Source organism: Rhodococcus sp. PvR044, assembly GCF_040548995.1.
Classification (GTDB): domain Bacteria; phylum Actinomycetota; class Actinomycetes; order Mycobacteriales; family Mycobacteriaceae; genus Rhodococcus_G; species Rhodococcus_G oryzae.
Window position 1 is genome coordinate 1 of sequence record NZ_JBEPSX010000005.1, and the last position, 25,774, is coordinate 25,774.

The 25,774-nt window shown below is 64.0% G+C and carries 25 protein-coding genes; 11 read left to right on the forward strand and 14 right to left on the reverse strand.

Features of this window, described 5'->3' with window-relative positions:
* On the forward strand, positions 1-2,904 hold a 2,904-nt coding region (gene dnaE, locus ABIC28_RS13075), incomplete at its 5' end, for a DNA polymerase III subunit alpha (protein ID WP_354579232.1).
* Between the two features lie 1,005 nt (positions 2,905-3,909).
* Entirely contained in the window at positions 3,910-4,038 is a 129-nt protein-coding gene (locus ABIC28_RS13080) for a hypothetical protein (RefSeq protein ID WP_354579234.1), read from the forward strand.
* A 163-nt stretch (positions 4,039-4,201) separates the two neighbouring features.
* Here the strand turns inward: ABIC28_RS13080 and ABIC28_RS13085 are convergent, their stop codons facing one another.
* Positions 4,202-4,849, reverse strand: a complete 648-nt coding sequence (locus tag ABIC28_RS13085) for an HAD family hydrolase (RefSeq protein ID WP_354579236.1) — start codon at positions 4,847-4,849, stop codon at positions 4,202-4,204.
* 173 nt (positions 4,850-5,022) lie between these two features.
* Here ABIC28_RS13085 and ABIC28_RS13090 point away from each other — a divergent pair, with 173 nt between their 5' ends.
* Both ABIC28_RS13090 and ABIC28_RS13095 read left to right on the forward strand, forming a co-directional pair.
* Positions 5,023-5,700, forward strand: a complete 678-nt coding sequence (locus tag ABIC28_RS13090) for a TetR/AcrR family transcriptional regulator (RefSeq protein WP_354579237.1) — start codon at positions 5,023-5,025, stop codon at positions 5,698-5,700.
* The gene (locus ABIC28_RS13095; protein ID WP_354579239.1) at positions 5,697-6,626 is read left to right on the forward strand and encodes a TIGR01777 family oxidoreductase; all 930 of its coding nucleotides are present in this window, start codon (positions 5,697-5,699) and stop codon (positions 6,624-6,626) included. Before ABIC28_RS13090 ends, ABIC28_RS13095 begins: the two co-directional genes overlap by 4 nt.
* A 60-nt stretch (positions 6,627-6,686) precedes the next feature.
* Here ABIC28_RS13095 and ABIC28_RS13100 read toward each other — a convergent pair whose 3' ends face one another.
* Positions 6,687-7,448, reverse strand: coding sequence for an SDR family oxidoreductase (locus ABIC28_RS13100; protein WP_354579241.1), 762 nt, complete (start codon positions 7,446-7,448; stop codon positions 6,687-6,689).
* A gap of 129 nt (positions 7,449-7,577) precedes the next feature.
* Here ABIC28_RS13100 and ABIC28_RS13105 point away from each other — a divergent pair, with 129 nt between their 5' ends.
* The gene (locus ABIC28_RS13105; protein WP_354579243.1) at positions 7,578-7,862 is read left to right on the forward strand and encodes a winged helix-turn-helix transcriptional regulator; all 285 of its coding nucleotides are present in this window, start codon (positions 7,578-7,580) and stop codon (positions 7,860-7,862) included.
* A 138-nt stretch (positions 7,863-8,000) separates the two neighbouring features.
* The gene (locus tag ABIC28_RS13110) at positions 8,001-8,516 is read left to right on the forward strand and encodes a hypothetical protein (protein ID WP_354579245.1); all 516 of its coding nucleotides are present in this window, start codon (positions 8,001-8,003) and stop codon (positions 8,514-8,516) included.
* Between the two features lie 444 nt (positions 8,517-8,960).
* Here the strand turns inward: ABIC28_RS13110 and ABIC28_RS13115 are convergent, their stop codons facing one another.
* The 7 genes from ABIC28_RS13115 to ABIC28_RS13145 all read right to left on the reverse strand — a co-directional run bounded on the left by ABIC28_RS13115 (position 8,961) and on the right by ABIC28_RS13145 (position 16,813).
* The gene (locus ABIC28_RS13115) at positions 8,961-9,998 is read right to left on the reverse strand and encodes a hypothetical protein (RefSeq protein ID WP_354579247.1); all 1,038 of its coding nucleotides are present in this window, start codon (positions 9,996-9,998) and stop codon (positions 8,961-8,963) included.
* Positions 9,999-10,066: 68 nt separating this feature from the next.
* Entirely contained in the window at positions 10,067-10,972 is a 906-nt protein-coding gene (locus tag ABIC28_RS13120) for a hypothetical protein (protein WP_354579249.1), read from the reverse strand.
* 656 nt (positions 10,973-11,628) lie between these two features.
* Positions 11,629-12,357 (reverse strand): barstar family protein, encoded by a 729-nt coding sequence (locus ABIC28_RS13125; protein WP_502945016.1) that lies wholly within the window; start codon positions 12,355-12,357, stop codon positions 11,629-11,631.
* Positions 12,358-12,591: 234 nt separating this feature from the next.
* Complete coding sequence (locus ABIC28_RS13130; RefSeq protein WP_143548437.1) at positions 12,592-12,852, reverse strand: hypothetical protein; 261 nt, start codon at positions 12,850-12,852, stop codon at positions 12,592-12,594.
* A 12-nt stretch (positions 12,853-12,864) separates the two neighbouring features.
* The gene (locus tag ABIC28_RS13135) at positions 12,865-13,347 is read right to left on the reverse strand and encodes an LppA family lipoprotein (RefSeq protein ID WP_209928380.1); all 483 of its coding nucleotides are present in this window, start codon (positions 13,345-13,347) and stop codon (positions 12,865-12,867) included.
* 74 nt (positions 13,348-13,421) lie between these two features.
* On the reverse strand, positions 13,422-16,022 hold the full coding sequence (locus ABIC28_RS13140) for an alpha/beta hydrolase (RefSeq protein WP_209928379.1): 2,601 nt from the start codon (positions 16,020-16,022) through the stop codon (positions 13,422-13,424).
* A 110-nt stretch (positions 16,023-16,132) separates the two neighbouring features.
* Positions 16,133-16,813, reverse strand: coding sequence for an MspA family porin (locus ABIC28_RS13145; RefSeq protein ID WP_354579254.1), 681 nt, complete (start codon positions 16,811-16,813; stop codon positions 16,133-16,135).
* A gap of 251 nt (positions 16,814-17,064) precedes the next feature.
* Here ABIC28_RS13145 and ABIC28_RS13150 point away from each other — a divergent pair, with 251 nt between their 5' ends.
* The 3 genes from ABIC28_RS13150 (at position 17,065) to ABIC28_RS13160 (ending at position 18,787) form a co-directional block, all read left to right on the forward strand.
* Positions 17,065-17,238, forward strand: coding sequence for a hypothetical protein (locus tag ABIC28_RS13150; protein ID WP_179800534.1), 174 nt, complete (start codon positions 17,065-17,067; stop codon positions 17,236-17,238).
* A 263-nt stretch (positions 17,239-17,501) separates the two neighbouring features.
* Complete coding sequence (locus ABIC28_RS13155; protein WP_354579256.1) at positions 17,502-17,855, forward strand: hypothetical protein; 354 nt, start codon at positions 17,502-17,504, stop codon at positions 17,853-17,855.
* A gap of 152 nt (positions 17,856-18,007) precedes the next feature.
* Positions 18,008-18,787 (forward strand): hypothetical protein, encoded by a 780-nt coding sequence (locus tag ABIC28_RS13160; RefSeq protein ID WP_354579258.1) that lies wholly within the window; start codon positions 18,008-18,010, stop codon positions 18,785-18,787.
* Between the two features lie 433 nt (positions 18,788-19,220).
* Here ABIC28_RS13160 and ABIC28_RS13165 read toward each other — a convergent pair whose 3' ends face one another.
* The 4 genes from ABIC28_RS13165 to ABIC28_RS13180 all read right to left on the reverse strand — a co-directional run bounded on the left by ABIC28_RS13165 (position 19,221) and on the right by ABIC28_RS13180 (position 23,294).
* Positions 19,221-19,784, reverse strand: a complete 564-nt coding sequence (locus ABIC28_RS13165; RefSeq protein ID WP_097211596.1) for a maleylpyruvate isomerase N-terminal domain-containing protein — start codon at positions 19,782-19,784, stop codon at positions 19,221-19,223.
* A gap of 44 nt (positions 19,785-19,828) precedes the next feature.
* On the reverse strand, positions 19,829-20,788 hold the full coding sequence (locus ABIC28_RS13170) for a quinone oxidoreductase family protein (protein WP_354579260.1): 960 nt from the start codon (positions 20,786-20,788) through the stop codon (positions 19,829-19,831).
* A gap of 968 nt (positions 20,789-21,756) precedes the next feature.
* Positions 21,757-22,203 carry a DUF1579 family protein gene (locus tag ABIC28_RS13175; protein ID WP_209928372.1) on the reverse strand — a complete coding sequence of 149 codons (447 nt, stop codon included), beginning with the start codon at positions 22,201-22,203 and terminating at the stop codon, positions 21,757-21,759.
* A gap of 761 nt (positions 22,204-22,964) precedes the next feature.
* Entirely contained in the window at positions 22,965-23,294 is a 330-nt protein-coding gene (locus ABIC28_RS13180; protein ID WP_354579263.1) for a MerR family transcriptional regulator, read from the reverse strand.
* A gap of 140 nt (positions 23,295-23,434) precedes the next feature.
* Here ABIC28_RS13180 and ABIC28_RS13185 point away from each other — a divergent pair, with 140 nt between their 5' ends.
* Both ABIC28_RS13185 and ABIC28_RS13190 read left to right on the forward strand, forming a co-directional pair.
* Entirely contained in the window at positions 23,435-23,857 is a 423-nt protein-coding gene (locus ABIC28_RS13185) for an Hsp20/alpha crystallin family protein (RefSeq protein WP_280923632.1), read from the forward strand.
* A 389-nt stretch (positions 23,858-24,246) separates the two neighbouring features.
* Entirely contained in the window at positions 24,247-24,678 is a 432-nt protein-coding gene (locus tag ABIC28_RS13190; RefSeq protein WP_354579265.1) for an STAS domain-containing protein, read from the forward strand.
* A gap of 574 nt (positions 24,679-25,252) precedes the next feature.
* Here ABIC28_RS13190 and ABIC28_RS13195 read toward each other — a convergent pair.
* On the reverse strand, positions 25,253-25,684 hold the full coding sequence (locus ABIC28_RS13195; protein WP_354579592.1) for an STAS domain-containing protein: 432 nt from the start codon (positions 25,682-25,684) through the stop codon (positions 25,253-25,255).
* Between the last annotated feature and the right edge of the window lie 90 nt (positions 25,685-25,774).

Genomic DNA, 25,774 nt, shown 5'->3' on the forward strand with positions numbered 1-25,774 from the left:
GCGACCAACGACTGCCACTACGTCACCAAGGACGCCGCCGAGAATCACGAGGCGCTGCTCTGCATCCAGACTGGCAAGACGCTCAGCGATCCCACCCGGTTCAAGTTCGACGGTGACGGCTACTACCTCAAGTCGGCCGAGGAGATGCGGGCGATCTGGGACGACGAGGTCCCGGGCGCCTGCGACTCGACGCTGCTGATCGCCGAGCGCATCCAGCCCTACGACGATGTCTGGAAGCACCGCGACCGGATGCCGATCTTCCCGGTCCCGGACGGACACACCCAGCAGACGTTCCTGCGCCACGAGGTGCTGCGCGGACTCGACCGTCGCTTCCTTGGCGGTCCGCCGCTGGAGTACCTCGAGCGCGCCGATTACGAGATCGGCGTCATCAACGAGATGGGCTTCCCGGCCTACTTTCTCGTCGTCGGTGACCTGATCAACCACGCCAAGGAGGTCGGCATCCGCGTCGGCCCCGGCCGAGGATCCGCGGCAGGCTCGCTCGTCGCGTACGCGATGGGCATCACCAACATCGACCCCATTCCGCATGGTCTGCTGTTCGAGCGGTTCCTCAACCCCGAGCGCGTCTCGATGCCCGATATCGACATCGACTTCGACGACCGTCGCCGCGGGGAGATGGTCCGCTACGCCACCGACAAGTGGGGCAGCGACCGCGTCGCCCAGGTCATCACGTTCGGCACCATCAAGACCAAGGCCGCGATCAAGGACTCCGCCCGAGTCCAGTTCGGCCAGCCCGGTTTCGCCATCGCCGATCAGATCACCAAGGCGCTGCCGCCGCCGATCATGGCCAAGGACATCTCGGTCTCGGGCATCACCGACCCTGAGCACGAGCGCTACAAGGAGGCCGTCGAGGTCCGGGCGCTGATCGACTCCAACCCGGACGTCGCGAAGATCTATCAGACCGCCAAGGGGCTCGAGGGCCTGATCCGCAACGCGGGCGTACACGCCTGCGCGGTGATCATGTCGTCCGAACCGCTCACCGACGCGATCCCCGTGTGGAAGCGCGCGCAGGACGGCGCGATCATCACCGGCTGGGACTACCCGTCCTGCGAGGCCATCGGCCTGCTCAAGATGGACTTCCTCGGACTGCGCAACCTCACCGTCATCGGCGACGCGTTCGACAACATCAAGAACAACCGCGGCATCGACCTCGACCTCGATACCCTCGCGCTGGACGACGCAGCCACCTATGCGATGCTCGCCCGCGGCGACAACCTCGGTGTCTTCCAGCTCGATTCCGCGGGCATGCGCGAGCTTCTGCTCCGCATGGCGCCAACGGAGTTCAACGATCTCATCGCATCGAACGCCCTCTACCGACCCGGCCCCATGGGAGTCGGAGCGCACTGGGCATACGCGGACCGCAAAAACGGCCGTGAGGCCGTGACACCAATCCATCCGGAACTCGACGAATCGCTCCGCGAGATCCTAGGCGAGACTTACGCACTGATCGTCTACCAGGAGCAGATCATGCAGATCGCCCAGAAGGTGGCCGGCTACACCCTCGGACAGGCAGACCTGCTCCGCCGCGCAATGGGCAAGAAGAAGCCAGAAGTCCTCGCCGCCGAGTTCGAGAACTTCCGCAACGGTATGCGCGGCAACGGCTACAGCGACGAAGCAGTCACCGCCCTGTGGGAGGCCGTGCTGCCGTTCGCCGGCTACGCCTACAACAAGTCACACGCCGCCGGATACAGCCTGGTCATGTACTGGACCGCCTACCTCAAGGCCAATTACCCAGCCGAGTACATGGCCGGCCTGCTCACCTCCGTCGGCGACGACAAAGACAAGACCGCCATCTACCTGGCGGACTGCCGCAAGCGAGGCATCACCGTGCTACCGCCCGACGTCAACGCCTCTCGCGTCGACTTCGCCTCGGTCGGCGAGGACATCCGGTTCGGCCTCGGCGCCGTGCGCAACGTCGGCGCCAACGTGGTGGGCTCGATCATCGCGGCCCGGGAGGAGAAGGGGAAGTTCACCGACTTCTCCGACTACCTTGGCAAGATCGACGCGCTCGCGTGCTCGAAGAAGGTCACCGAATCCCTCATCAAGGCAGGCGGATTCGATTCCCTCGAGCATCCGCGCAAGGGCCTGATGCTGGTGCACGCCGACGCGATCGACGCGGTGATGGGCACCAAAAAGGCCGAGGCCATGGGCCAGTTCGACCTCTTCGGCGGCGACGCCGACGAGTCGATCACGTCCGTCTTCAACGTCAAGGTGCCCGACGAGGAGTGGGACACCAAGCACAAGCTCGCCCTCGAACGCGAGATGTTGGGCCTGTACGTATCCGGCCACCCCCTCGACGGCATCGCCACTGCGCTCACATCACTCACCGACACCTCGATCGCAGCTGTGCACGCAGGAAAGGTTCGCCACGGCCAGAAGATCGTGATCGGCGGCATTGTCGCGGCAGTCGACCGCCGCGTGAACAAGAAGGGCGAACCGTGGGCCATCGTCGAGATCTCCGACCTCGACGCTGCCACCGAGATACTCATCTTCTCCTCGACCTACACCAGCTTCCATCACACTCTCACCGAGGACTCCGTCTTGCTCGTCACCGCGAACGTCAACATCCGCGAGGACAGGACGTCAGTCGTCGCAGTCGAGATCTCCACACCCGACCTGGGAGTTGGCGGACCATCCTCCGCCCCGATGACCCTCACCATCCCGGTCCACGCGTGCACACGACCCAACGTCGAAGCCCTCCGTGATGTCCTGCAGGGTCACCCCGGAAGCACCGACGTGCACATCGTGCTGACCGGCACCACGACGACACGGTTGGCAACAGACCCGAAGTTTCGGGTCCACAAGACTCCAGGCCTATTCGGAGATCTCAAGGCTCTGTTCGGAGCCAACTGCCTGACAACAGCTGCTCCTGCAACGAATGCGTAGATTGCGTCAGCGGACTGGCAGCCGAGTCGCCTTCGACATTCCCAATCTTGATCAGCAGGGGCTGCCCCCCGGTTTAGTTGTGTGACAACCGGACGAACGCCCCGCCCCTATTCTTCTCTCCGGGGCCCTCCCCATCCATCCAACCAACCCGCCACCGTCTCCACCAAAGTCGGCCCATTTCATCCACGCCGCCAAGCCATCTCCGGCCCCGCCGCCTGCCTGCCATTGCATTCCACAACACGCGCGCGGGGCCGCCGCTGCCGGCCTGGCCGCACCGCAGGTCAGTACGCTCGGCACTCATGGTTGCGGACTATGTTGCGGAGGCTGGGTTCAGCGAGTGCGCGCGTACCGACATGGACTGCATGCCCGGATTCGGAATATCCTGGTCGAGCTCGCGCTCGCCGGCGCCGCCACCGTCCTATGGCTGGCACTTGCAGTGTCCGCTTCCGTCACCATCCTTTCGTCGAGCACCCCGATTATCAGACGAGCGCTATGGGTGGCCACCGTATGGTTGGTCCCGCTGGTCGGCGCAATCGTGTGGTTCATCCATGCGCATCGCAATCAGACGTCAGGGAGCCGACACCGCACCGAGGTCCTTTAGGTAGGTTCGACCGGCGCATTCGAAGCCGCTGCTCCCTCGCTTGATAGTGCCGATCAACGCCGTGGAATCAGCCGGGCAGGTGAGCATGTCAGCTCGCCAAGACTCGAGCGATGGACTTCCGCGGTATCTGCCCTCTCATCGCCATATCCTGAGTGACTGAGCACGAATCCAGCTGCAGATCAGATCGCTCGCCTACTGGTCGAGCAGGAAGACCTTCTGCTCGATCACCGCGAACTCGAGGCTCGCCTGGACCGATTGAGGCGACGAATCGATGACGTGAGCACGGAGATCGCCTCACTTCACCGAGTTGAGCGCGAACTGCTCCAACGTCACCCGGAGCTCGAACAGGACTGATTCTGAGGCTGGAGGCAGTCCCCTCCTGCCGCCCTGCCAGTGGCAATGCGGTGTGCAAGCAGGAGCTCTTCTACCTGGCTCTCGAAGTGTGGTGGCACGCGCTGGCCACCTTCGGTATGGACGGGTATCTCGACTTCAACGGCGCGATGCGTGAGCAGTTCACCGTGCCGAGCGCCTGACTCATACTTCCGGCGTAGTGCGAGGGCAACCTCGCTCTAGTCGAAACCAGAATCACCACGAGCATCGACCTGCTGACCGTCACAGGACCACGTAGAAGGTGCACCCGACGGACGGATCCGTCTATCCGTCCGGTCACAGCAGTGAGCTCCGGGACGCGTGCAACTACTGGCTGGAACGAGTGCGCCGCGGCACCGAATCCAGAAGCCCAACAGACCTCAACGCAGATTCGACCTCGTCTGCTGTAGATGCTTGCTCCGCTCGAATGCCCAGAGTGCGAGCACTATTGATGTTCTGCGCCTTGTCGTCGACAAAGAAGACGTCTGGGGCTGACGCGTTCAACAGTGCAAGCCCCGCTCGAAATGCCTCAGCATCCGGCTTCGTCGCTCCGAGCATGCAGGAAAACACATGCTGGTCGAAAGCACGTCTAGGCAAGAGGCTGTCGACCACCGCAAGGAGAACCGGACCGTTGTCAGTGAACGTGGCAACTGTGACACCGTCCGCCCGAAGCTCGGAGGCGAGATCAATGAGGCCGGCGACGGGCTCGAACGCGCTGATCCAGTGCCGACGCAGCACATGCAGGTCCTCCCGGAATCCGAAGGAACGGAAACGCTCCAAGATCTCGGTCTCCGAGTACGTCCCGAGGTCGCACTCCTCATCGAAGCCTGACTCGAACACCAGCGCAGACACATCTCCCGGAGTGACACCCATCGCCTCGGCCAACCTAGCGGCACGACGATCCGGATCGAACTGACACACCACGCCACCCAAATCGAACAGAACAACCTCAGGTCGTTGGCTGTCCACCGTCATGCCTCAGCACGATAGACGCCACAACCCGTCTGACAACCACACAGCGCGAACACTCCTTCGAGAGTCCCCGATCAACACAGACCGACAACCTTGGCGGGTGGCCAACTGCCCTATTTGAACGCGTTCGACTCTGGCGTTACGCTCAAGTTGAACACGTTCAAACAGGAGATGCCATGAGCGATCGCGGGACCGAGACTCGGGGAAAGCTGGTGGAGACCGCGTTGCGGCTCTTTCGTGACGAGGGCTTCCAGTCGACGACGATGCGCCGGATCGCCGGGGAGGCAGGCGTCTCGCTCGGTAATGCCTACTACTACTTCGCCAGCAAGGACGAGCTCGTTCATGAGCTGTATCTGGTGATCCAGCGCGATCACCGTGATCGGGCGCTTCCACTCCTGCGTGAGGGCGGCTCTCTCGAGGAGAATCTGAGGACGGTTCTGCACGCCGGACTCGATGTCATGGCTCCGTATCACGGCTTCGGCGGCACATTTCTGCAGAGCGCCCTGCCGACGACATCGCGATCGAGCCCGTTTTCGGTCGAGTCGACCGACGCGCGGGCGATGGCAATCGATCTGATGCGCGATGCTCTGGTGGCCTCGAAGCAACGGACGCCGCCGTCATTAGAGAAGGAGCTCCCCACACTTCTGTGGCTCACCTATCTCGGCGTGACTTTGCACTGGGTCACCGATGCGTCTCCCGAGCAGACACGCACCCGCGCGCTGATCGACGGCCTTTCCCCTGTGGTTGCCAAGGCAGTCAAGCTCGCCCGATTGCCAGTTGCCCGGAGCTTGGTCGGCGATGTCGCCAAGTTGATGGCCAAAGTCAGTACCCGAGAAGGAGTCACAGCGCGATGAGCACTATGAACAGCGTCGTCATTTGCGGCGCGTCAGGTTACATCGGGCTGTATCTCCGCCGCTCGCTCGAGGCGGACGAGGTCGCGGTGCGGACAATCGGCCGACGGGACGCGAGCGATGCGACCTGGTCCGATGAGCAAAGTGTCGTCGATGTTCTCAGCGGCGCAGATCTGGTCGTCAACCTCGCCGGCCGTTCGGTGAGCTGCCGCTACAACAAACGCAATGCCGATGAGATCTTCTCATCACGGGTGGAAACCACCGCCCTACTTGGCCGCGCCCTGGCCCGCACGCCGCAGCCACCGTCGCTGTGGGCAAATGCCAGCACCGGCACGATCTACCGAGATGCTCGTGATCGACCGATGGACGAGGCGACCGGCGAACTGGGCACAGGATTCTCCGTGGCCGTCGCACGAGCCTGGGAGCAGGAGCTATTCGCAGCACCAACACCCATCCGCAAGGTCGCGCTCCGAATGTCGATCGTGCTCGGCGCCAGCGGCGGGGCGATCAACCCCATCATCAATCTGACCCGCCTGGGCTTCGGCGGCAAGATGGGCGACGGCCGGCAGATGTTCAGTTGGGTGCACATTGAGGATGTCGTCCGCTCGATCACCCATGTCTTCGAACACCGGGACATCTCCGGGCCGGTCAACATCGCTGCGCCGGTCCCCGTGACCAACGACGAGATGATGCGTGAGATGCGCGAGGCGCTGGGTCGACGGCGTGGGTTGCCGACACCCGGCTGGATGCTGGAGCTCGGCGCACGGATCATCCGCACCGAGGCCGAGCTGGTACTCAAGAGCCGTTGGGTCGCCCCGACTGTGCTCGCAGACACCGGCTTCCGGTTCAAATACCCGACACTGAAGTCGGCGTTGAACCAGATCGCTCAGGAGACTCCGCGCGGACTACTTCCCGTGGCACTCGGCTGAACGACAAGGCGCCCGTATCAACCTTCACAAACCCATGTCGCTGCCGTAGGTACCAAAAGGTTATGGGGTTGGCATCGAGAGGTAGTCCAGCCCGCCGATGTAGACCGTGTGACCCGTAGCGTCATTGCTACGGGTGGCATCGGCGACCGCGCGGGCGAACCCCTCGACCGTTGGCAGTGGTCCTTGATCGCGACGTGCCTCAACGGCGTCACTGTTCCGGCGTTCGAGCAGTCGCACGATGATCGTGCCGTCGATCATGTCGCCCGACACAACGATGAGCTCGACTCCGTGATCGGAGAGCTGCGGGATCATCTTCCGCAGCGCATCTTCTCCTGCCCGCTTGCTCTCCGCGATGGGTGCATACTCGGCCGGCACGGGTTTGCGGCCGTGAAAATGCGCCTGATGGCTGGTGACGAACACGATCCGAGACCCAGAAGGCATGAGCGGCAACGCAAGTTTGACGAGCCTGAGCTGCGCATCACGGTTGATCTTCATCGGGTAGTCCGGCTCCGCACCGAGTTCGAGCCCGCCGGATGCGTTCAATACGAGCACATCCACGCGCCCGAACTCCGTGGCTACCTCGGTGATCAAGCGGTTCGCCGCCACCTCATCTGATAGGTCAGCACCGGCTACCGATGCAGTCCCTCCTGCTTGAGCGATGCTGTCAGCGATGGCCTGCGCACGCTTCAACTTCTCTCGATAGTTGATGATCACGTGATCCCCGTCCGCCCCAAGCGCCCGCGCAGTCTCGGCGCCAATCCCGCGCGATGCACCCGTGACCAGGACGACCCGCCGACTATCAAGGTCTACGACCTCGCTCATGCCACCCCTCCTCATGACCCAAACGCTTCTAATTTCGAACCACTATGATGGTTCGAAATGAGAAGCGCAAGAGAACCGCAACGATCCCGACAGCTGAGCGAGCCCTCCCCCGAGCCGATACTTGCGACGATGGAGCTCCTTGGACAGCGCTGGATCTTGCGTGCGCTCTGGGAGCTAGAGCCCGGCCCGTTGGGCTTTCTCGAGCTTCGCCGTCGGATGGGAAACTGCTCGTCGAGCACGCTTTCGGAGCGGCTGCAACAACTGCAGAACGCTGCAATGATCGAGAAGCGGTCCGACAAGACCTATGAGCTGACCGTCGCAGGAATGGAGCTCGGCGCCGCCTTGCAGCAAGTCTGGGACTGGTCCGAACGTTGGTCGGCACATCTCGACACCCGCTCCACCCCGGACGGTTAGTTGTCGTCCGAACTGGGGCCCTGATCGTCTGCGGCCGGGCGAAGCATCGTCCTGGAATTCGGCAGAACGGCTGACGCTCGCGGCCTACGCTGGCACTACAGCAAGGGTCGGGGTGGATCCCACGTTGGAGGGCACGCCATGCGCCGTACATCGATTCATCGCCTACTCATCGCCGGAACCATCGCGTCGGCAACCACACTGATGCCGCTCCTCGGCTCCACGGCCGCGGCAAACCCGCCGCCCGGCCCAGCGGATTCGACCACGGCGTTCCAGATCCCGGTCACGTTCCTCTCGGGTTGCGGGGTCGGGTTCAGGTGCTACTTGCCGCCGCTGGTGCCCCTGACCCCCACGGCAACGACGGGAGCGCCGGGCGAAGTGACCTTTCAGCTTGCCCGTCCAACCACGTACCAGATCGACTCGTACGACTGCATTGGTGTAACCGTGAACTGGCGAAACCTGACGACCGGCGCCACTGGCACCACCCAGGTCCGACGCGTCCCGATCGACTACAGTCGCACAACGCCGCAGGACTTTTGCGCGTACACCCCTTCGACAGCGGAAACCGGCAGCGGCGTCGTCACCGCGACCGCCGACGCGCGGACCCCCGATCACCGCCCCGTCAGCCCGGGCGTCGTGATCCTCCCAGTCCCCTAGACCGGCATTCAAAGGAACTCATCCAGATTTGTGTGATCACGAGCCCCCTCCAAATGTGATCACCGACTGGTCAACCTATCCAATCTGCATGAGGCCCAGCATGACCCGTCATAGGTGAACGCCCCGGTGGCCTTTCCATTCCATCCACCCACGGCAATCCATCCATCCACGGCTCCACGCCCCATCCATAGTCACCATCCATGGACGGGGGCGTTCAACCGCTCGCGAGGGTGTTTACCCCATCGAGTCCGTTTGGGTTTACCAATGCGCACCGGCCGCGACGTGATGCTCGGATTCCACCCTCGATGCCGATTCCGACCACCTCAGCCCGCTCGAACGCTGCAATCGAACTGATCCTCCGTCTCGATGCGTTCCGGCCGTCGCCGCGGACCGGTGAAAGGCCGCGAATGACCTCCAAGGCCGAGTGCGGCGGAACTGATCGCCTCACGGACCGTCCGAGCCGCCGAAGACAAGCTGTGGTGCACCGACGATTGGATCGCCCGGGTGAAGTTGGTGCTGCAGGATCGCGACCGCGGCCGCGTCGAGAGTGCCGCGGTAGATGGCGCATGCCCAGTCGAATTCCCTTGTAGACCAGGCAACCTGGAATCCATGCGTCTTCACTCTCCACGGTTCTTGTGACCGTGGTCGCCGTATCAACCAACCCGGACTGTCACCTGACTCTCGACTCGGGCCGAGGGGCGCGGAAAATGCCCCGGATTCGTCATCCGACAGGTCGACCATGCGTGGCGTGAAGTCCATCAACACCGGCACGTGCATTGGTTCGGCGTTGATGTTCTCGCGAAACCACTGCATCGCCCCATCCGACCGGCGAGGAACGCCACGCCCGGCTTGGGCGCGCGACTCGGCGTCGGTGACGACCGGCCCGTTCCAGGTGAACAGTGCCGGGTCGATCGGCGAGCCGACGGCGACCTCCATGTATACGGCTCCATCGACACCGTCACCAGAGTGCTGTCCCAGCACGGCGCCGCTGGCGGCATCGACGACCAGCCGAACCGACAGGCGGGGCATCGCCCTACTCTCACGCGGTGCCAGCTCCACCGACCAGCAGCGACGGCCAAGGAAATCCACATCTGTGACCGGCCCGGTCGGGCGGGCGTGGTGGTTGCGGACCCAGTGATTGACGGGCCGAGTGATGACCAGTTCCCTGCCGGGGCCCAGGAATTGCACACTGCGGAGCTCGGTGCACCGCGGCCGCTCGGAGCTGGATGTGAAGTCCCAGGCGGTTTCGCCGTCGCTCACGAACAGCGGATCCCCGTCCATCGACTCGATCCGGGTCCGGCGCCCCCAGCGATACAGGTGGACGCCGTCGTGACGAAGGCGCGGCAAAACAGGCTCTTCACCATAGGAGCCGTAGGAGAAGCGCCATGGTTCGTCGGTGTTCCGGTACGGGACAACGACGCCGTGCACCGGCTGTTTCGGCCCGTCGGCCATTGTCACCAACATTTCAACCCATTCGGTCACGTTTCCTCCCTCAGTAGTCGACTCGTGTGCCGCGCTATCACCCCGATCCGGCCGCGGCTCATCGGCGCTCACACGTACAAGACCCCGTCAACGGCGTGAGTGACGGGCGGATAGGCGCGCGTTCCGGCTTGTTCCATCAGTTCCACGCGTGCGTATTTCATGATGTCCTTGAGTCGCTCTCCCCCTTCGTCATAGAGGTTCAGTCGCGCGACCAGAGTCAGCCCGGGGTAGTGCGTGTGAGTGAATCTCAGATGGATACGTCCGTCGGGCCAGGTGCCGACGTAGTTCGCTTCGACGTTGCTGACGTGGTCGGAGAAGCGGAATCCGTCCAGTTTGCGGAGGCAGTACTGCACGTAGGAGTCGTGATCGAGCGGCTGCGGTCCCACCGGACGGCAGTGCGCGGAGATGTCGAGGCCGTCGGCGGCGCCGACCCGGTTCACCGTGCCGCTGTCGACGGTGCAGGTGATCACGTAGCGACCTTCACCAGTATGCGTTTCCGGCCTCACCACCAGCCAGAGACGACCAGACGCGACCGCGCCGTGGATCACCCTGACGTCCCGAAGCTCGAGGACGCGCAGCGGCTCCGGGTCGCCGTCACGGAAGGCCCGGATCACCGTGATCTCGGGTCGCGCGTCGTCCTTTCCCCAGTACCAGCGGATTCCGCCGCCAGAGGCCCTTTTCCTGTGATGTGCCTCGTTGTAGTGGGCGTCGGCGTACTCACTCGTGTGCCAACCGGCTCCCATAGCAGGTGCCTGTCTCGCGGACAGATGTTGTGCGCGGCTGATCAGCGAGGGGACAGCTGCAGTCCAAGGCAGTTGGAGCCACGACTTGGTGTATTGCACGACGTACTCGTCGGGCACGACCTTGCCCCGATCCGATCTTCGTGGCACCCGCACCCACGGAGCGTCTTCGACACCGAGTAACAGCGCGTCCTCATCAAAGTCGAGGGTCGCCAGTTTGCCCTCGACGTCCACGCACTCGACACCTCCGGAGGGCAGTGCAAGGAGAAGACCTGATCGTCCCACCTGTCGGCGGGGCGGAATGTGCGGCGACGATGTGACGTCTAAGGGGCTCCGCGAAGGTCTCAGACACCACGCGCCTGCCGGGCCAGCGCACACAAGGACGTGATGTTCTATGTATTCGGCGTGGTCGATGCCATCGGGCCCGACTCTCGCAAGCGGACCATCACGATAATTCTGGATCCATAGACCGTTCGGGTCGGCGACGATCGTCGGAGGTTGCGAATCGGCTGGCCCGGGCGGAAGTGCCGTCCATTCGACGATCCGCTCGAGGTGATCAGTAACCGGATCGAGAACCGCCGCGACAGGTTGGGTGTCATCGACAATCCAGACGTAGCCACAGGAAGAGAACACATATCGGGGGCGCAGCGCTCTGCGCACCGTTGAAGCGCGGGTCATGCGCCTTTCTGCCGTGTCATGTTGCCCAGAATACGCATCACGCACGATTTCAGGCGGTAGATCCCCTGGGGCATCCTGGTGGACTGGGCACACCGAACAGCAACATGCGTTCAGGGATAGCGTCAACGCCCAATCCCAGCCGCACCACGATCACCCGTTGACGGGCGCGACGAGGTCTTCGCGGCGAGCGGCATTAGCGATGTTGCCGCGCGTCACCAATCATCGGAGTCGTCGCGCAGTTCGCTGTACTCACCGAGGATGCGTTCCTTCTCCGCGCCGAATGGGTAGCTGGAAACCCTTGAAGAACCCGTTATCAGCCCGGCATGACGCACTGCCCGATAGATGTCCTCGTCGATCTCGCCGAGGTCGCCCTCCCCGCGTAGACCAACAACCACGACCACGTCGCAACATTGTCGTTGCTGCTCTAAGAGATGCTCAGACGAATCATCGACGGCGAGTCGGACCGGGTCGAGGATCTGCCACCTCGCCCACCCACCAACCCGCTCCTCGAGTGTGGATGCGATGACCTCGATGGTCGCGGCGGCGTCAGTGTTGGTGGTTTCAAATCGGAACTCGACGAACTCCTTCTCTGTGATGGGCCAGGAACTCGGCGGTATATCCCAGACGCTCCCGGCTCGGACCGGTCGTCCATCGACGGGACCGAGGTCGTCAGCCGTCGACTCGACGATGCACAACATCGGGTGCGAGAAGAGCGCCGCCAGGCGCGCTTGCTTCGCGAAAATGGTCAGCATCACATCTGCCGTGTGACGGTCCAGGTTCACCAGGGTGTCGTAGCCGGCAAGAGCGAGGACTGTGCCGGTTGTATCTGGGTCGCTGCCGTATCGAAATTCGCCGACATCGTACATCAGGTCGTTGAAGGCATCGAGGTTCTTGCCGTAGAAGGCGGGGAAGGACAGTGCACCGGCCAACACCGTGTGCACGTCGGTGACGGTGATGCTGTGCTGCAGATCGATCCGATGGACCAGGTAGCCGAGTTCATCGAGTCGCCGAGAAGCGCAGTCGAACCCGAATCGGGTGTCGTACCTGTACACGGATCCGTTCTGCAACAGGCTCCAGTCAAAGCGCTGCCGTTGCGTGTCGAAGAGCTCTCGATCAAGCGGGTCGAAGACAGGACCGCGAGGCATGCACGAATCGTAGATGCTGTACGAGCTCGGTCAGTGTGCCCGCACCGCCGCGACAACGGAGTCCGTTCCGTTCCAGAACAGTCGACCGGCGACCGACATCACAAGGAAGAACCCCAGGTACACGGTGACGGTTCCGTGGGCGTCCGCCCAGCGGGTCAGGTTGGTCATATTCGCGAATGCGGCGATCAGCAGAGCGAGTCCGGCAAGTAGGGCCAGACATGCGCGGGTCATTTCAACCGGGGAGGAGGGCGCGGTGTCGCTGGTCGGGTTGTGAGTTGCAGTGCTGTTCATGGGTTCTGATCCTCAGGAGGTAGCAGGCGGGGAGGTCGTGGCGTGGTGGTCGGCGGCAGGAAGATGGCAGCCGGTAGTGGCCGTGAGATTCGTATTTCCGCGATGACCGAATTCGAGGAAGCCGCCGTCGGGGCTGTCACGCCGGATTTCATGGCGGCCAGGCTCGCTGGCGTAGACCAGTGTGGAGTCAAATCCGTACCGGACGGAGATCTCCTCGACCACCGCGAGGGCGGAGGGCCACACCTGGTCAGGAACCGGCCCGGCAGCATGCCAATCGGGGATGGCCACGGTTCGCCCGCCGAGATGGACGAGGTCATCGGAGCAGCCGGCGTGCGTTGCGGTCCGCCACGGTTCCCAGCGCAGTGTGGGGACGATCGGGCCGAGCGCAGTGACGATCTCCCCGAGCATTCTCTGGTAGGTGGCGACGGCTTCCTCACTGGTGGGACGGGCGAGGAGCTCGCGCATCCCTTCGTCGTGGGTGACGGGCTGGTTCATGCATCCTCCTGACAAGACGGCGACCGCACACACCGCCACGATCGCGGCGGCGGGACGCCGAAACCTGATGGTGTTCATCCGGTCACGACCAAATGTGGCAATCCGGCGAGGACGACGGCCATGTTGTAGAGGCTCATGGACTGATTCTTGTAGTACTCGCTGTGCCCCTCTGAACCGACCCGGTGCCCATCACCGGGTACCGCACCCTCGGAAGTCGACAGTTCGGTGATGCCGTCGACGGCAGTGGGGGCATCGCCGAACTGTCCGAGTGCCAGCAGTGGGTTGATTGCGAGCTGAGCGACGGGAGGAATCCAGGAGCGTATTTCTGCCTGGCCGGCGACCGGATCGCCGTCCGCGGCTAGCGCGTAGCCATGGGTGCCCTGCAGGTCGGTGGCGGTGTCGGTGCCGATGCCCGGGGAACCGAAGAACACGACGTTGTCGGTGGGGGTGTTCTGTTGCACAGCGAGCCCGGCGGTGTAAGAGCCGTAGGAATGTGCGAGCACCGTCATATTCGGGTCTGCGGGGCGCGAGGCTTCGACGCCGCGCAGGAACGACGTCAGCTGATCCGCACCGGACTCCGCCTTTCCCGACGTCGCCACGCCCAGCGGTGCGCTCATCTGCGGGGCCTCGTATCCCATCCACGTCACCACCGCCACAGTCTGATTCTCCCTACCCGGTTCACGATCGAGCTGGAGCTCAGCTTGGCTTTTCAGGTTGGCGGCATCGCTGTCCGAAGCTTCGATGCCACCGTCGACTGTGGTTGTGAAGCCGTGAACCCGAACCGCTACGTTGTCGGCGGTATCGACGTCGCCGACGGAGATCGCGGCCTTCGTCAGGTCGCCGGAGTTGTCAAGAAGAAGCAGCTGACGGGTTTGGCCATCACCGCGGTTGAGCACGTTCTCGATGGCCTCCAGAGAAGCGATCTTGTGCTCCGTTTCGGCGAGTTCACGCGCGGCCAGTTCCTGCCCAGGTGGCATGACCCCCGCGAACGCGTTACCCGGATGAGGTTTGCCGAGTTCGCTTCGGAGTCGGGCTTCTTCGGCGGTCAGGCGCGCGCGTTCGGTGGCCAGACGAGCCCGGTTGGCGCGGTCACGTGCGGAAGCGGGGATCCCGTCGTGTGTGCCGACCCACTCCGGGTAGGTCCGGATCACCCGCTCACGCTGCGCAGGGGTCAGCGCCGCCCAGTAGTCAGAGGCGGAGGTGACCCCGGCCCCCGGGTCAGCGTCCTCATCGGATTGTGGAGGGTCAGGCGGCGGCACCGTGACGATTTCCTCGAGCGCGCTGCCCTGGCCGCTGCCCTGCGTCGAGTTGTACGTCGTGGGCGCGGTGTTTCCGGCCAGTTCGTTGCCCCATTCACCGGCACCGATCTGCGGACTACCTGCCTGCTGCTCCTCGATGGCGTCCAGTGCGGTGCCGTCACCGGCGTTGGCCGTGTTGTACGTCGTGGGCGCAGTGTTTCCGGCCAGCTCGTTGGCCATTTCGGTGGCGCCGATCTGCGGGTTTCCGATGGCGGGCGCCTGTTCGGCTGTCGGCGGATTCGTGGCGCGGGGAACCGAGCGGCCGGGCGACTTGTCGACAGGGGTTCCGGTGCCAGAAGCTGCGGTACCGCCGCCACCGAACTTGCCCCCGTTCGGCGGGGGGTCGGCGAGGATCGGGTACGCGGTGTCGGAGTCTGCGAAGACCTGCTGGATCAGCTGTCCGTCACGGACGACGAACCGTGTCAGCACGGGTCGCCCGTTGGCGTCGTACGCCCACGGCATCGCGACGCCGCCGACCCGGTTGCCCCCGGCGTCGAGGATCGAGGCGGAACCGTCGAGCTCGACGACGATCCGCCCGCCCGGCGGCACCGCCATGATCTCGACGACCCCTTCGCGTGGCGAGGTGGGGTCGTTGATGAGCAGCAGAGTCCGGAATCCTCCGCCCTCAGCGATCGCGAGGCGCTCGACCCCGCCGGGCGCGTACTGCATGAGCGGTGCGGCGGCGGTCGTCACCAGTCGTGAGAGCAGGGCCTCCGGCGGCGCCGCTGCGATTCGCGAGGCTGCGGCGGTGGTTGAGGCTCGCCGACGGCGCCCCGCACCGAGGCCCCCGGCGGTGAAGGCGGCGGCAGCGATCACCAATGCCAATCCCACATCGTCGGTGTTGCCACCAGAGACGGGGGTCGGCAGCGCCCTCGCATCGTGATGGATCGGCGCCGGTGCGCTCGGCGGAGCGGTGTCCGTGCCCACTGGCGAGGAGACAGTACCTGTGGTCGGTGCAGTCAGTTGGGCGCTCAGGCCGTCCGGCGGCGCGTTGGTGCCCGCGGAATCGCCGGCCGCCCTGGTCTGAGGGCTCGCCAACATCGTCGACGGCGGCTGGGCGCCGGTGCTCTCAGGCGAGAGATCACTCGTGCCCCCGACCACCCCGATGCCGCCGACGTTTACGCCGATTCCGGTGCCGTTGTCGGTACCGGTCGGCACCGCACCCATCGTCGGCTGCGGTGTCGTCGTGGTGGGCTGCGACTGCCCAGGGTCCACGCACACGTACGGCGGGGACGGTGGCGGCGCGTCAGCCGCGGTGGAACCGGGATGCGCGGCAACCCAACCCTGCACCCACACCTGGTTGTACTGGGCCGTTTCTCGTGCGCAGCGCTCGGCGGGGGTTTCCTGTGCGTTGGCCGTGGCGGTGCATCCGAGCATCCCGATTCCCACCCCGGACATCGCCGCGAACACGGCGACCGCAGCGGCGCCCCGACGACAGCTGCTGTTCGTAATTCGGCACGGTGTCAACGTAATTCGCCGCCCTCGCGCTAGAGCCACATCGGCTTGCTGTAGGCGTAGACGACCTCGTTGGACACCGTCGTCGACACCGTCAGCTTCGACACCAACCGCGTCGAAACCGGACCGAGGCAGTTGTTGACCTTGATCGGCAACTCCGCGACCCGCACCCCACCTAGGAACGGATCACCCGGATTGGTGGGCTGCTCGAGCTGCTTCTTACCCAGACTGACGGTCGAGACCGCACCTGGCTTGAGCTGAGTGCTCACGGACGGACCCACACTCGCGTTCAAACCAGGCGAAAAACCCGACACCGGACCGATATTCACGTTCGCCGATGCACCGACGCTGCCCTGCAACCCGACGGTCACGCCATTGGACACGTCAAGGCCGCACCCGATGTCAATCGACAACTCCACCTCGGCGCCATGCAGGGCGCCGGTCCCGCCGCGCTGCACCTGCCCGGCCGCCAACACGGAGATGAAGCCCTCCCGCGTGGTGTTCGCAACCGCCAGATTCGGCACGGGCGTCACCGTCATGTCCCGCAGCGCGGCCTCCGCCCGCCACCCACCGAGCGTGGTTATCGAGCGCTGCTCATCGGCCAGTGGTGACACATCCGCCGAGCTGACACCCACCCCAACCGTGAGTGCCGCGGCCACCGCGACGGCCCCCGCCGCCACCGCTCCGCCCCTGATCCGAGACAACTTACGCATCAATACCCCTCCCCTGAGTATTTGCTAGACATTTGCCCAGCCCGCTTGACGTTGCCCCACGCCCCACATATCCGCAACCCGCCATCACAGAATCTCACGCTCACCCACCGGCCCGAGTAACATCATTTACCCTCGTCACGCCGCAAAAGCCGCCCTGCATACAAGCGCCGGCAGTGTCGTCCATCACAATCTGCGGTCCAACCCGTGCGGACCCAACCCCGACCCCGCCGTCCCTACGGAGGTAGCTTGGAATGAACCGATATCAGAGCGCAGCGATCGGCCTGTACCTCACGGCAACGATCGCGCAGGCACTGACCTGGAGCGACCTCAGCGGCGACGAGCGGAGCACGCGCATCGCCCTATTCCTCCTCGCCGGGTCGCTCCTGGCGGCCATCCTCGGCGCAGCCGCACGACCAAAGGACTGACACCGGAAGGGATACGCGAAAGCACTCACGGCCATCCGCCCACACCACACGCCAGACTTGCGAGTGTCATCGTGCCCGAATGTGCCACTCCCGCAACCAGATACGAGCTGGGAATAGCGCTGCTCGGCGCGCCCGATGGAGACGGCAGCCCGGAGTGATCCCCCACACAAACGCCCACCGAGAGGTGGTGACCGCACGGCCGATGTGTTCGGGTGGGGTTCGTAGCTGCCGACACTCGGCAGCCAACAGGGGAGGAAATCGCCATGCGAAACACCATCACAAAAACCATCCAATTCACCACCGTCGCAGCAGGAATCGGCGCGGCCATGACCCTCGGCGCCGGCGCCGCATCCGCACTGACCGTCACACCGATCCCCGGCGGCACCACCATCGAACTCAACGCAGCCGAAACGGCCGCGCTGGCAAACGCACACATCGCCGGCCCCGTCCTCAACCCGCTCTACCCGAACCTCCGCAGCGTCGACAACGGTCTGAGCTTCGGCGACAGCGTGCAGATCTCCGCCGACCGCGGCGCCGCCGCACACCGCGGCAGTGGAGCCGACGTGTATGGCCCGCTGCACTACCCAAACACGGTCCGGCTCTACCACTACGAGTAAACCGTCGGACCGCCCTGGGACCCTGACGAAGGCCCGCCCCAATCGTCACAGGGCGGGCCAGTCGCACCCGCCAGCCAGGACGAGAACCCGCTCACGAAACCGACCTGGGACCACGCTCCCCAGCAACCGCAACCTCCGGAGGATCGGGTCTGATGACCGAGACCAACGCTGAGTTCAACGCGCGGATGGCCCGCGAACTGTACGAGAAGGAACGCCCCCGCAAGGGCCGCGGTGCGGCGCGGAACCGGATCCTCGCCGGCGCCGCCGAACGCCTCGGCCCGGAGTGGGTGGTCATCGACAAGGGCATCAACGCATCGCTGCTGTGGACGCCGGTGCGGTGGTGGTATTGCGCGATCGGGAACACCGCCGCTCCGAATCGGGAGGAGTTGACGGTCTCGCACTTTCCGCTCCTGGTGCCACTACACCCGGGTTCCTACGTTTTCGATCAGGACGGCTATGCGGGTACGCGGTATTACTTGGGTGATACGGCCGTCTACCCGACCTCGATCGACCTGTTCGACCTTGATGCCGGTGTCGAGATGGTGTGTTGGTGGGCGCTCGGCCCGGCGATGGAGCGATTCACTCTGCACAGCGACCGCCGTATGACTGAGCTGCTCGAGATTACATTTCGCGATCACCTCAAACGCCGGCCTCTTCAGTGGCCGCAGTTGGCGGGGTGGCGGGCCCTCTACGGGACAGGTGACCCTATCGAGGTCATCGAGAATATGATCGACGTCCTCATCAATCACGGAGGTTTCGAGGAGAATCTGCCGTTCTGGCAGGAGTTCCACGATGTCGCGGCGGTAGGTGACCGGGTGGCGACGGTGCGGTGGCTCGACGGGCAGCGCCGCCGCGTGCTCACCGACCTACTCGGCCTGCCTGACCGCTACGTCGCTGACGTGATCGACACCGACAGCCAACCCCTGACCTGACACGTCACTCGGACGGTTCACCCGACCGTCGCGCGCACGCTGGAACTCATCCAGATTTGTGTGATCAGGAGCCCTCCTTAAGTGTGATTACCGATTGGTTAACCTATCCAATCCGGCTGCAGCGCAGAACGAACCGTCATTGGTGAACACCCCTCCATGGTCCATCCATCATCCATCCACATCCACCATCCATTCCATCCATCTCGCTCGCGGCCCGCGCGCACAGAAGCGCTGGCGCGGATCTCTCTCTCCATCCATCCACCCACTCCACCAGACAGCTCCATCCACATCCGCTCCATCAGGCTCGGGTTCGCCGAGGATCTCGCCCCAGGAGTCGAGAATGCCGCGGGGGAGGTGTCAGTCACGCAGAGGAACCAGGTTCTGCGGAGCGATGCGGGATGCCTGAGTCGGCCGGGGCGCCGGGCCCCGAACGTCACCCACGACCCCACTCGGCGAGCACCTCGGCGGTCAGCCCGCCACCTGCCGAAGTTGTCACATGCCCGAGTACCCCATGTGTGCGGAGCATCGTGCGAACTGCCTTGCCACGGTTGAGAAGAAACCGACAAAGTGACGGATCTAGTTCGATACTCGGCTCGGCGACAGAGGCGATGTCCCAGCCATGGAACACCAACTCCTGCACACGCATCACCAGCAGCGTTTGTGCGTCAACGTCCTGGAGCGGATGGTGCAGGACGATGCCCTCGTCGCGGTGGTCGACGAATTCGCGGCGAAGTGCGTCCGCCAGCTTGCGGTGTGCTCCAGCTGGGTCGTCCCCGACATGATCCGCGGTTCGGCTCCAAGCAATCTCGGCGGGATCAACACCGGAAAAGTAATGCGCGTAGCGGATCGCCCCGCCGAGAACGTGGTTGGCGACGTCATGCGTACTCCATCCCGGGCACCGGCTGGGCTGGGCCCCGATCGCGTCCTCGCCGCGGAGCACCCCCGCGAACGTTTCCGTGGCAAGGTCGAGCTTCTCCAGATCGACATCGGAGATCATTTGGTCGCGTCCGTCCTCTCACTATTCTGATGGGATCCGCAGCGCTAGGGGACGAAGACGAATTTGCTTGCCGCGCCGGCGGCCAGTTCGCTATAGGTTTCCACCGCTTGGTCCAGCGGACGGGGGATGATGTCTGCCGGTGCGTCGAGTGCACCGGACTCGAACAGTGGCCGCAGGGCGTTGAGTCCGCCTGCACTGGTGATGGTGTCGTGGCGGGCGGAATTGACTCCAATAAGAGTGGCTCCATGTCGATAGAGTTCGAGCACCGGAACGCGCTCGTGACCGTCTGCGGGAGCCGCGATGATCGCCACCCGTCCACCGGCCGCCAACGCCGGAATCGCGGCCGGCAGCCAGAATCCGGTCGTGTCGAACACGACCTCGGCACCGTCGTCAAAGTGGTCACGCACCCGCGCGTCCAGCCCGGTATCGAGCACGATCGCCTCGATGGCTTTGGCCCGTAGTTCCTCGGCGTGCTCGGCGCGGCGGACGGCCACCAGGACGCGGGCTTTACGGGCGGCCGCTAGAGCCTGGGCGGCGCTGCCGACCGCACCCATGCCGATCACAACCACTGTCGTCCCGGCGCCGATCCCGCAGCGCTCCACGGCCTCCCATGCAGTCAGGTGCGGCACACCGCTCGCCGCTGCTGCTGCGAATGACAGATTCTCTGGCTTGGCCGCCACCCCGCGTGCCGGCAGCGCGACAAATTCGGCGTGTGAACCGTCCCGGGTGAACCCGAGTTCTCGACCACTTCCCCACACATCGAGACCGAGCAGGTCGGCAGGGCCGGCGACTACGGTGCCGGCGAAGTCACGGCCCGGGGTCCGCGGCACCGTCGTGTATGGGAACTTGCCGAGCACATTCTTGAAATCGCTGGGATTGAGCCCGGCCGCACGCACCTGCACTACGACCTCGCCCTCGCCAACTTGCGGCAGGGAGACGCGGTCGAGATGCAGTGCGTCCAGCGAGCCGATGCTGTCGAACCGCACGGCGATCATGTCCGTCATCAGTGTTCTTCCTTCGCTATTGCGCTGGGAGTTGCCGGCGCGGCACGTCGCCCCTGCGCCGCACAGCGTTGTTCCTCCGTGACCGGCCGCGCGCCGTCTATCCATGCCGGCCGCACTGATCGGACCGTGGTTGGAGCACGGTCGGGCAACGATGGATCGCGGTTAGGCGCTCCAGGAAGACCTCGATCGGCTCGACCACGCTGAAGTCCTCGTCGAGGACAGTCCACGACTCGTCACCACCGTTCGATGGCAAGACTCGCTGAACAAGCACCGCAACCCCCAACCACCGCACCGACGTTCGGGATGGCTACGTCATCGCGTGCAATGTTGAGTGCCATGAACCCGAACGTAGAACACGTTCCAGCCCACGTCCAGTTAAACGAACCGATTGGTCCTTTTTGTGTCGATTCCCCATTCCGAGCGTTCGGCAGTCACAGTGCACACCAGCCAGACGGAGCATCCGCGCCTATCGAGGCCATGGAACGACACAGGAACCGACTCGCCTGCGCTTGGACCACACAGCGCCCCTCCTGGGACACCCGGATAACACCGCTCGTTTGCGAGCAATTGGGGACGCAGCGTCACCGCCCTGGTCCCGTGTCGACTAACCGATGAGGTCCTCGAGCGCCGTGCCAGCGCTCTCAGGGAGCTGACCACCGCCGCCGCTCGGTAGGCGCGCAGATTAAGTCGACTCCCGGGCGCGATGCCTGGATGTCCTGTTTGACGAGTCACGCCAACCGACAGCCTGGAACTCATGCAGATTTGTGTGATCTGGAGCCATCCTTAAGTGTGATTACCGACTGGTCAACCTAGTGAATTCGCGTGCAGCCCAGCGCGCTCCGCCATTGGTGAACGCCCTTCCATTCCATCCATCCATCCATCCATCACCCACACCTATCGCTGTCGACTATTAGCGATCGTCAAGTAGGACACCCTTCGAACCCAATGCAATCCGGGTTGGGCGTGCGCTACGCCATAGCGACGAATCGCATGTCCATCCAGTGAATCCAGCTGCCAGTGTCGTCCTGCCGCTCCCATCGCGCCGTCATGGACGACTTGTCCTCGGACGGCCGGAGGGTGCTGCGCATCCCGTCGCCCAGGAACGTCCATGATCGGTCGGCGTTCAGGTTCGCGGTCATCCTCCCGTACGCGCCGGAGCCGTCGAACGCCCGCATGGCGTACGTGTCGGTCGCGGCGTCGTGGTCACCGATGAGCTCAAGGGCCTGCACGTGGTCGTCGCCCATCGTGACGTCAACACGATGGACGATCCATCGCCCGCCGGGCATCCACTCGTACTCGTCGGTGCCGTCGATTATCGCGGCGGGCTCCCCTTGCTCGTCGAACGCAGTGCCCGACGTCCTCCACCGTCCGATGATGGTCTCGAACGAGCGCATGTCGTCTGCTGTGACTGTCATGTAGTTCCCCTCGTAGTCAAGCGCGGTCGCGCACCGCCGACCTCCCGGAACCACCCTCTTCCCGGTCGTCTGGTGGCGGCGACGGCCCCGCCAGTGCGCACGGCGATCGGCGACTCCCTCAGGTAGACCCGCCGGCGCTCGAAAACTCATCGGTCCGGACTCTGCATTCACTCGGCGAGGAGCCTTCCGGTCGCCTGCGCAGAAGACCCGATTCCGCTGTCGCGCACCCTGGACACCGCGGACAATCGCTTACGACCCAGCCGTTTGTGTGCGCTAACGCCTCCGCCGTGGATCTGTCCGGCGCGGTGGTGCTGTACCCGAGATCGCAGCGGACGCAGCGAAAGCTCCATCGACGGGAAGCTGCATCGTCAGATCGAAGCACTGCGATTGCCCTTCATCACGGCCTGCGACCACTCGTTGAGGGGGCTTGGATCCGGCCAATGGACCGGATCCTCAGCGGGGGAAACGGGGTCGCGGCTACGCATAGTCGACTCGCCGGCCCGGGGCTTCGTGTGATCATCTTCGCGGCGCACAGCTCTGCACCTCCCTGACGCCTGTGCGCCCGCCCAGTGCGAACGCGACTCACTGTGCACTTTCAAGCTAGCACCGGACGTCGCTAGGTTCCAGACTTCACTACCTTTTTCCTATGCCATACGGCATAGAAAAGTTGCTCTACTCATCAGAAGAGGAAGAATCGCTGGGAACCGCGAGAGGCACGGGTCGGACACCGCATTGATGGGCAGCTCGGCAGGCAGACCGCCCTAACGGACCTGCTGCCGAGGGGAAGTGGCCTCGCGCCCAGCACGCAGGTCCGCATTCTCGGACTCAAGGCGCAGATTGTCCGCCTCGAGCGACAGAATCCGCGCTACACCTGCGAGGTTCACACCAGCGTCAACGAGCTCGGCGACCCTCTGCAGGATTGCCAGATCGTCGTCGCTGTAACGCCGGGTTCCGCCTTCCGTCCTGGCTGGGGTGAGCAGGCCTCGCTGTTCATACAGGCGCAATGTCTGCGGGTCGATGCCCGACAACTCGGAAGCGACCGAGATGCCGTAGACACCCAACCGGGAGCGCGGGGTGGACTCGTTCACCATCCGCGGCCCTCCATCTTTTGATCCTCTTGCACCAGGTAAGCCATAGTGCCATCATAATCTATGGCGGGAACATGAGGTTACCTTCCCGCGTTGACAAGGGTATCAACTGTTCATCTGTATGAAGTTGCCTGGAGGTGACGATGATGTTGATGCGTACTGATCCGTTCCGTGACTTCGACCGCCTCGCCCAGCAGGTCTTCGGGACGGTGGCGCGTCCGGCTGTGATGCCTCTGGATGCGTGGCGCGACGGTGACAAGTTCATTGCCGAATTCGATCTTCCCGGGGTGAAGGCCGACTCGATCGATCTCGATGTCGAGCAGAACGTGCTGACCGTTCACGCAGAACGCCCGGAGTTGAGCACGGATTGTGAACTGGTCTCCGCCGAGCGGCCACGTGGCGTGTTCAGCCGGCAACTGTTCCTCGGCGAAACCCTCGATACCGCCGGCATCGAGGCAAGCTATGAGGACGGGGTCCTGAGATTGTCCATTCCTGTCGCGGAGAAGGCGAAACCACGCAGGATTGAGATCGCGGGCAAACGGGAGCAAAAGGTGATCGACGCCTGACTCAACGTTCTGGCCCGGTCGCAGTCGATGGCGGACCTGGTTCGCCGTCCAATCCCGTGCCTGGGTACCACCCGCAACGCTCGGGACATGGGAAATATGGCCTCACTGCCGACATCGTTCCTGTCGGCACTGAGGCCACACTCTGGGGGCATGGCAGGCCGAGTTCGCGCTTGAATGCTCGATGCTTGACACCCACCCCAGCGATCTTGAAAAAGGGGTTCACCCGGCGAAACACTCTTCAGATCCGCCATGTTTCTTGGTGGGCATGAACCTGGTAGAGAACACAGCCAAGCCGAAGCGCTGAGGGCGGCAAGTCCACGCCATTCTTCTCACCAGGGTCAATCCGGTTTCCTTCGAGCGACGACGTCCTCAAGACCGGAGGCCGTGACATGAAGATTCACATTCATCACTACAGCCGCTTGGACGACTGCCTGTGCGCAGGGCGGGATCGCCGCGGTGGGCCCGGGTCGACGGTCGTCGACATCAGAGGGGAAATCGACTACGCATCCGCCGAAACTCTGCGATCAGCCCTCGACGCCGGCATCGATTCAGCGGTCATGAGCCTGATAGTCGATCTGACTCACTCAACATTTCTAGGAGTCTCTGGCGCACAGGCACTGGCCCGCGCAAATATCCATGCGTCCGCCAATGGTCTACAGCTACTCCTCGTAGCGCCACCACAGTGTCTGGAACGAGCCCTTGAAGTGACCGGCCTGACGGACCAATTCCAAATCTTCCCCTCGCTCCAGAGGGCGGTGGATGAGAACCGACGGTTGCGGGCCGAGAAGGAATCAAGCGATACGCGAACACGCGCAGGATGATCGACGAGGCAGACGATGCGGACGGGTTCGACCATCAACGGCGGAGAGTGAGCGCAGACGATCCCCGCATCTATCCAGGACCGAACGTACTGCGCAACACGCAAGTTCGACCTCCGTAAGAGCGTGCGACTGGAACGTGTCCCAGTCTCCAGAGCCTGGTCGCCTCGCTCGGCTGCCGTCGCGCCAATTGAGGGAAAGCAGACTTCGCGCCACCGGCTGAAATGACCACGACACTCGGCGATCTCGTCAAGCTATCGAGGTAGCGCGCATTCCCTGGGCGGCCCCCACCAGCGCGGGCAGCAGCTTGATGGGGGCCGTGCCCGCGGGAGTGTGCGTTGCGGACGCACCGACCGTATCGAACATAAGGCCGCGTGAGGAGGGAAATCTACGCCTCCGTCACTGGCCGGATCCTGACGGTCGATCGATACAGCGGGGCCGCCTCGGACTTGGCTGAAGGAACTGATCCACGGCCTGCGCAAGGACAGAGACCGTCGGCAGCCGACAGTTGCCTCCGACGGTCCCTGTTCGGCGTGCTGAATCCACGCAGCGGCACGAGCACGCCGAACCCCCACCACTAGCAATTTACCCCCGCAGCGCTGCAATGGATCTGGGTCGGCACCACCAGAGAAAGGGACCACCGATAGCGGCTTTCGCATGCTTCGAATGCGCGTTTCGGCGAGGTGAAGCAGTGGAACTGCTTGTCAGCGCCCGTGACGGAGAGGGCGCGCTCCACGCAGTGGGGACCGCCGACCAGGACGACGTCCACCCCCGCGCACCCGGCACGCCAATGCACCCGGGTGAGAGCTTCGATGGCCGATACCGCCAGGAAGGTAACTCTGGAGAGGTCCACGACGAGGCCGTATTCGGCGGCGTTGGCTCCTGCGTCGAGCCGCCTTTCGAGGTCGGGCAAGGTATGCACGTCCACCTCCCCCGATACCTCGATGACGCCAATTCCGACGCTGGGTACACCTGCGGGGATTCGGCCAATTCCGGGGCCGTCTGGCATCGGCCGGCGGGTGAGTATGGGTGAAATCGACACAGCAGGCCTCCTGGTTCTTGCTGCACCTCCCGGGTCGAGTGCGCCACGCCAGAAAGC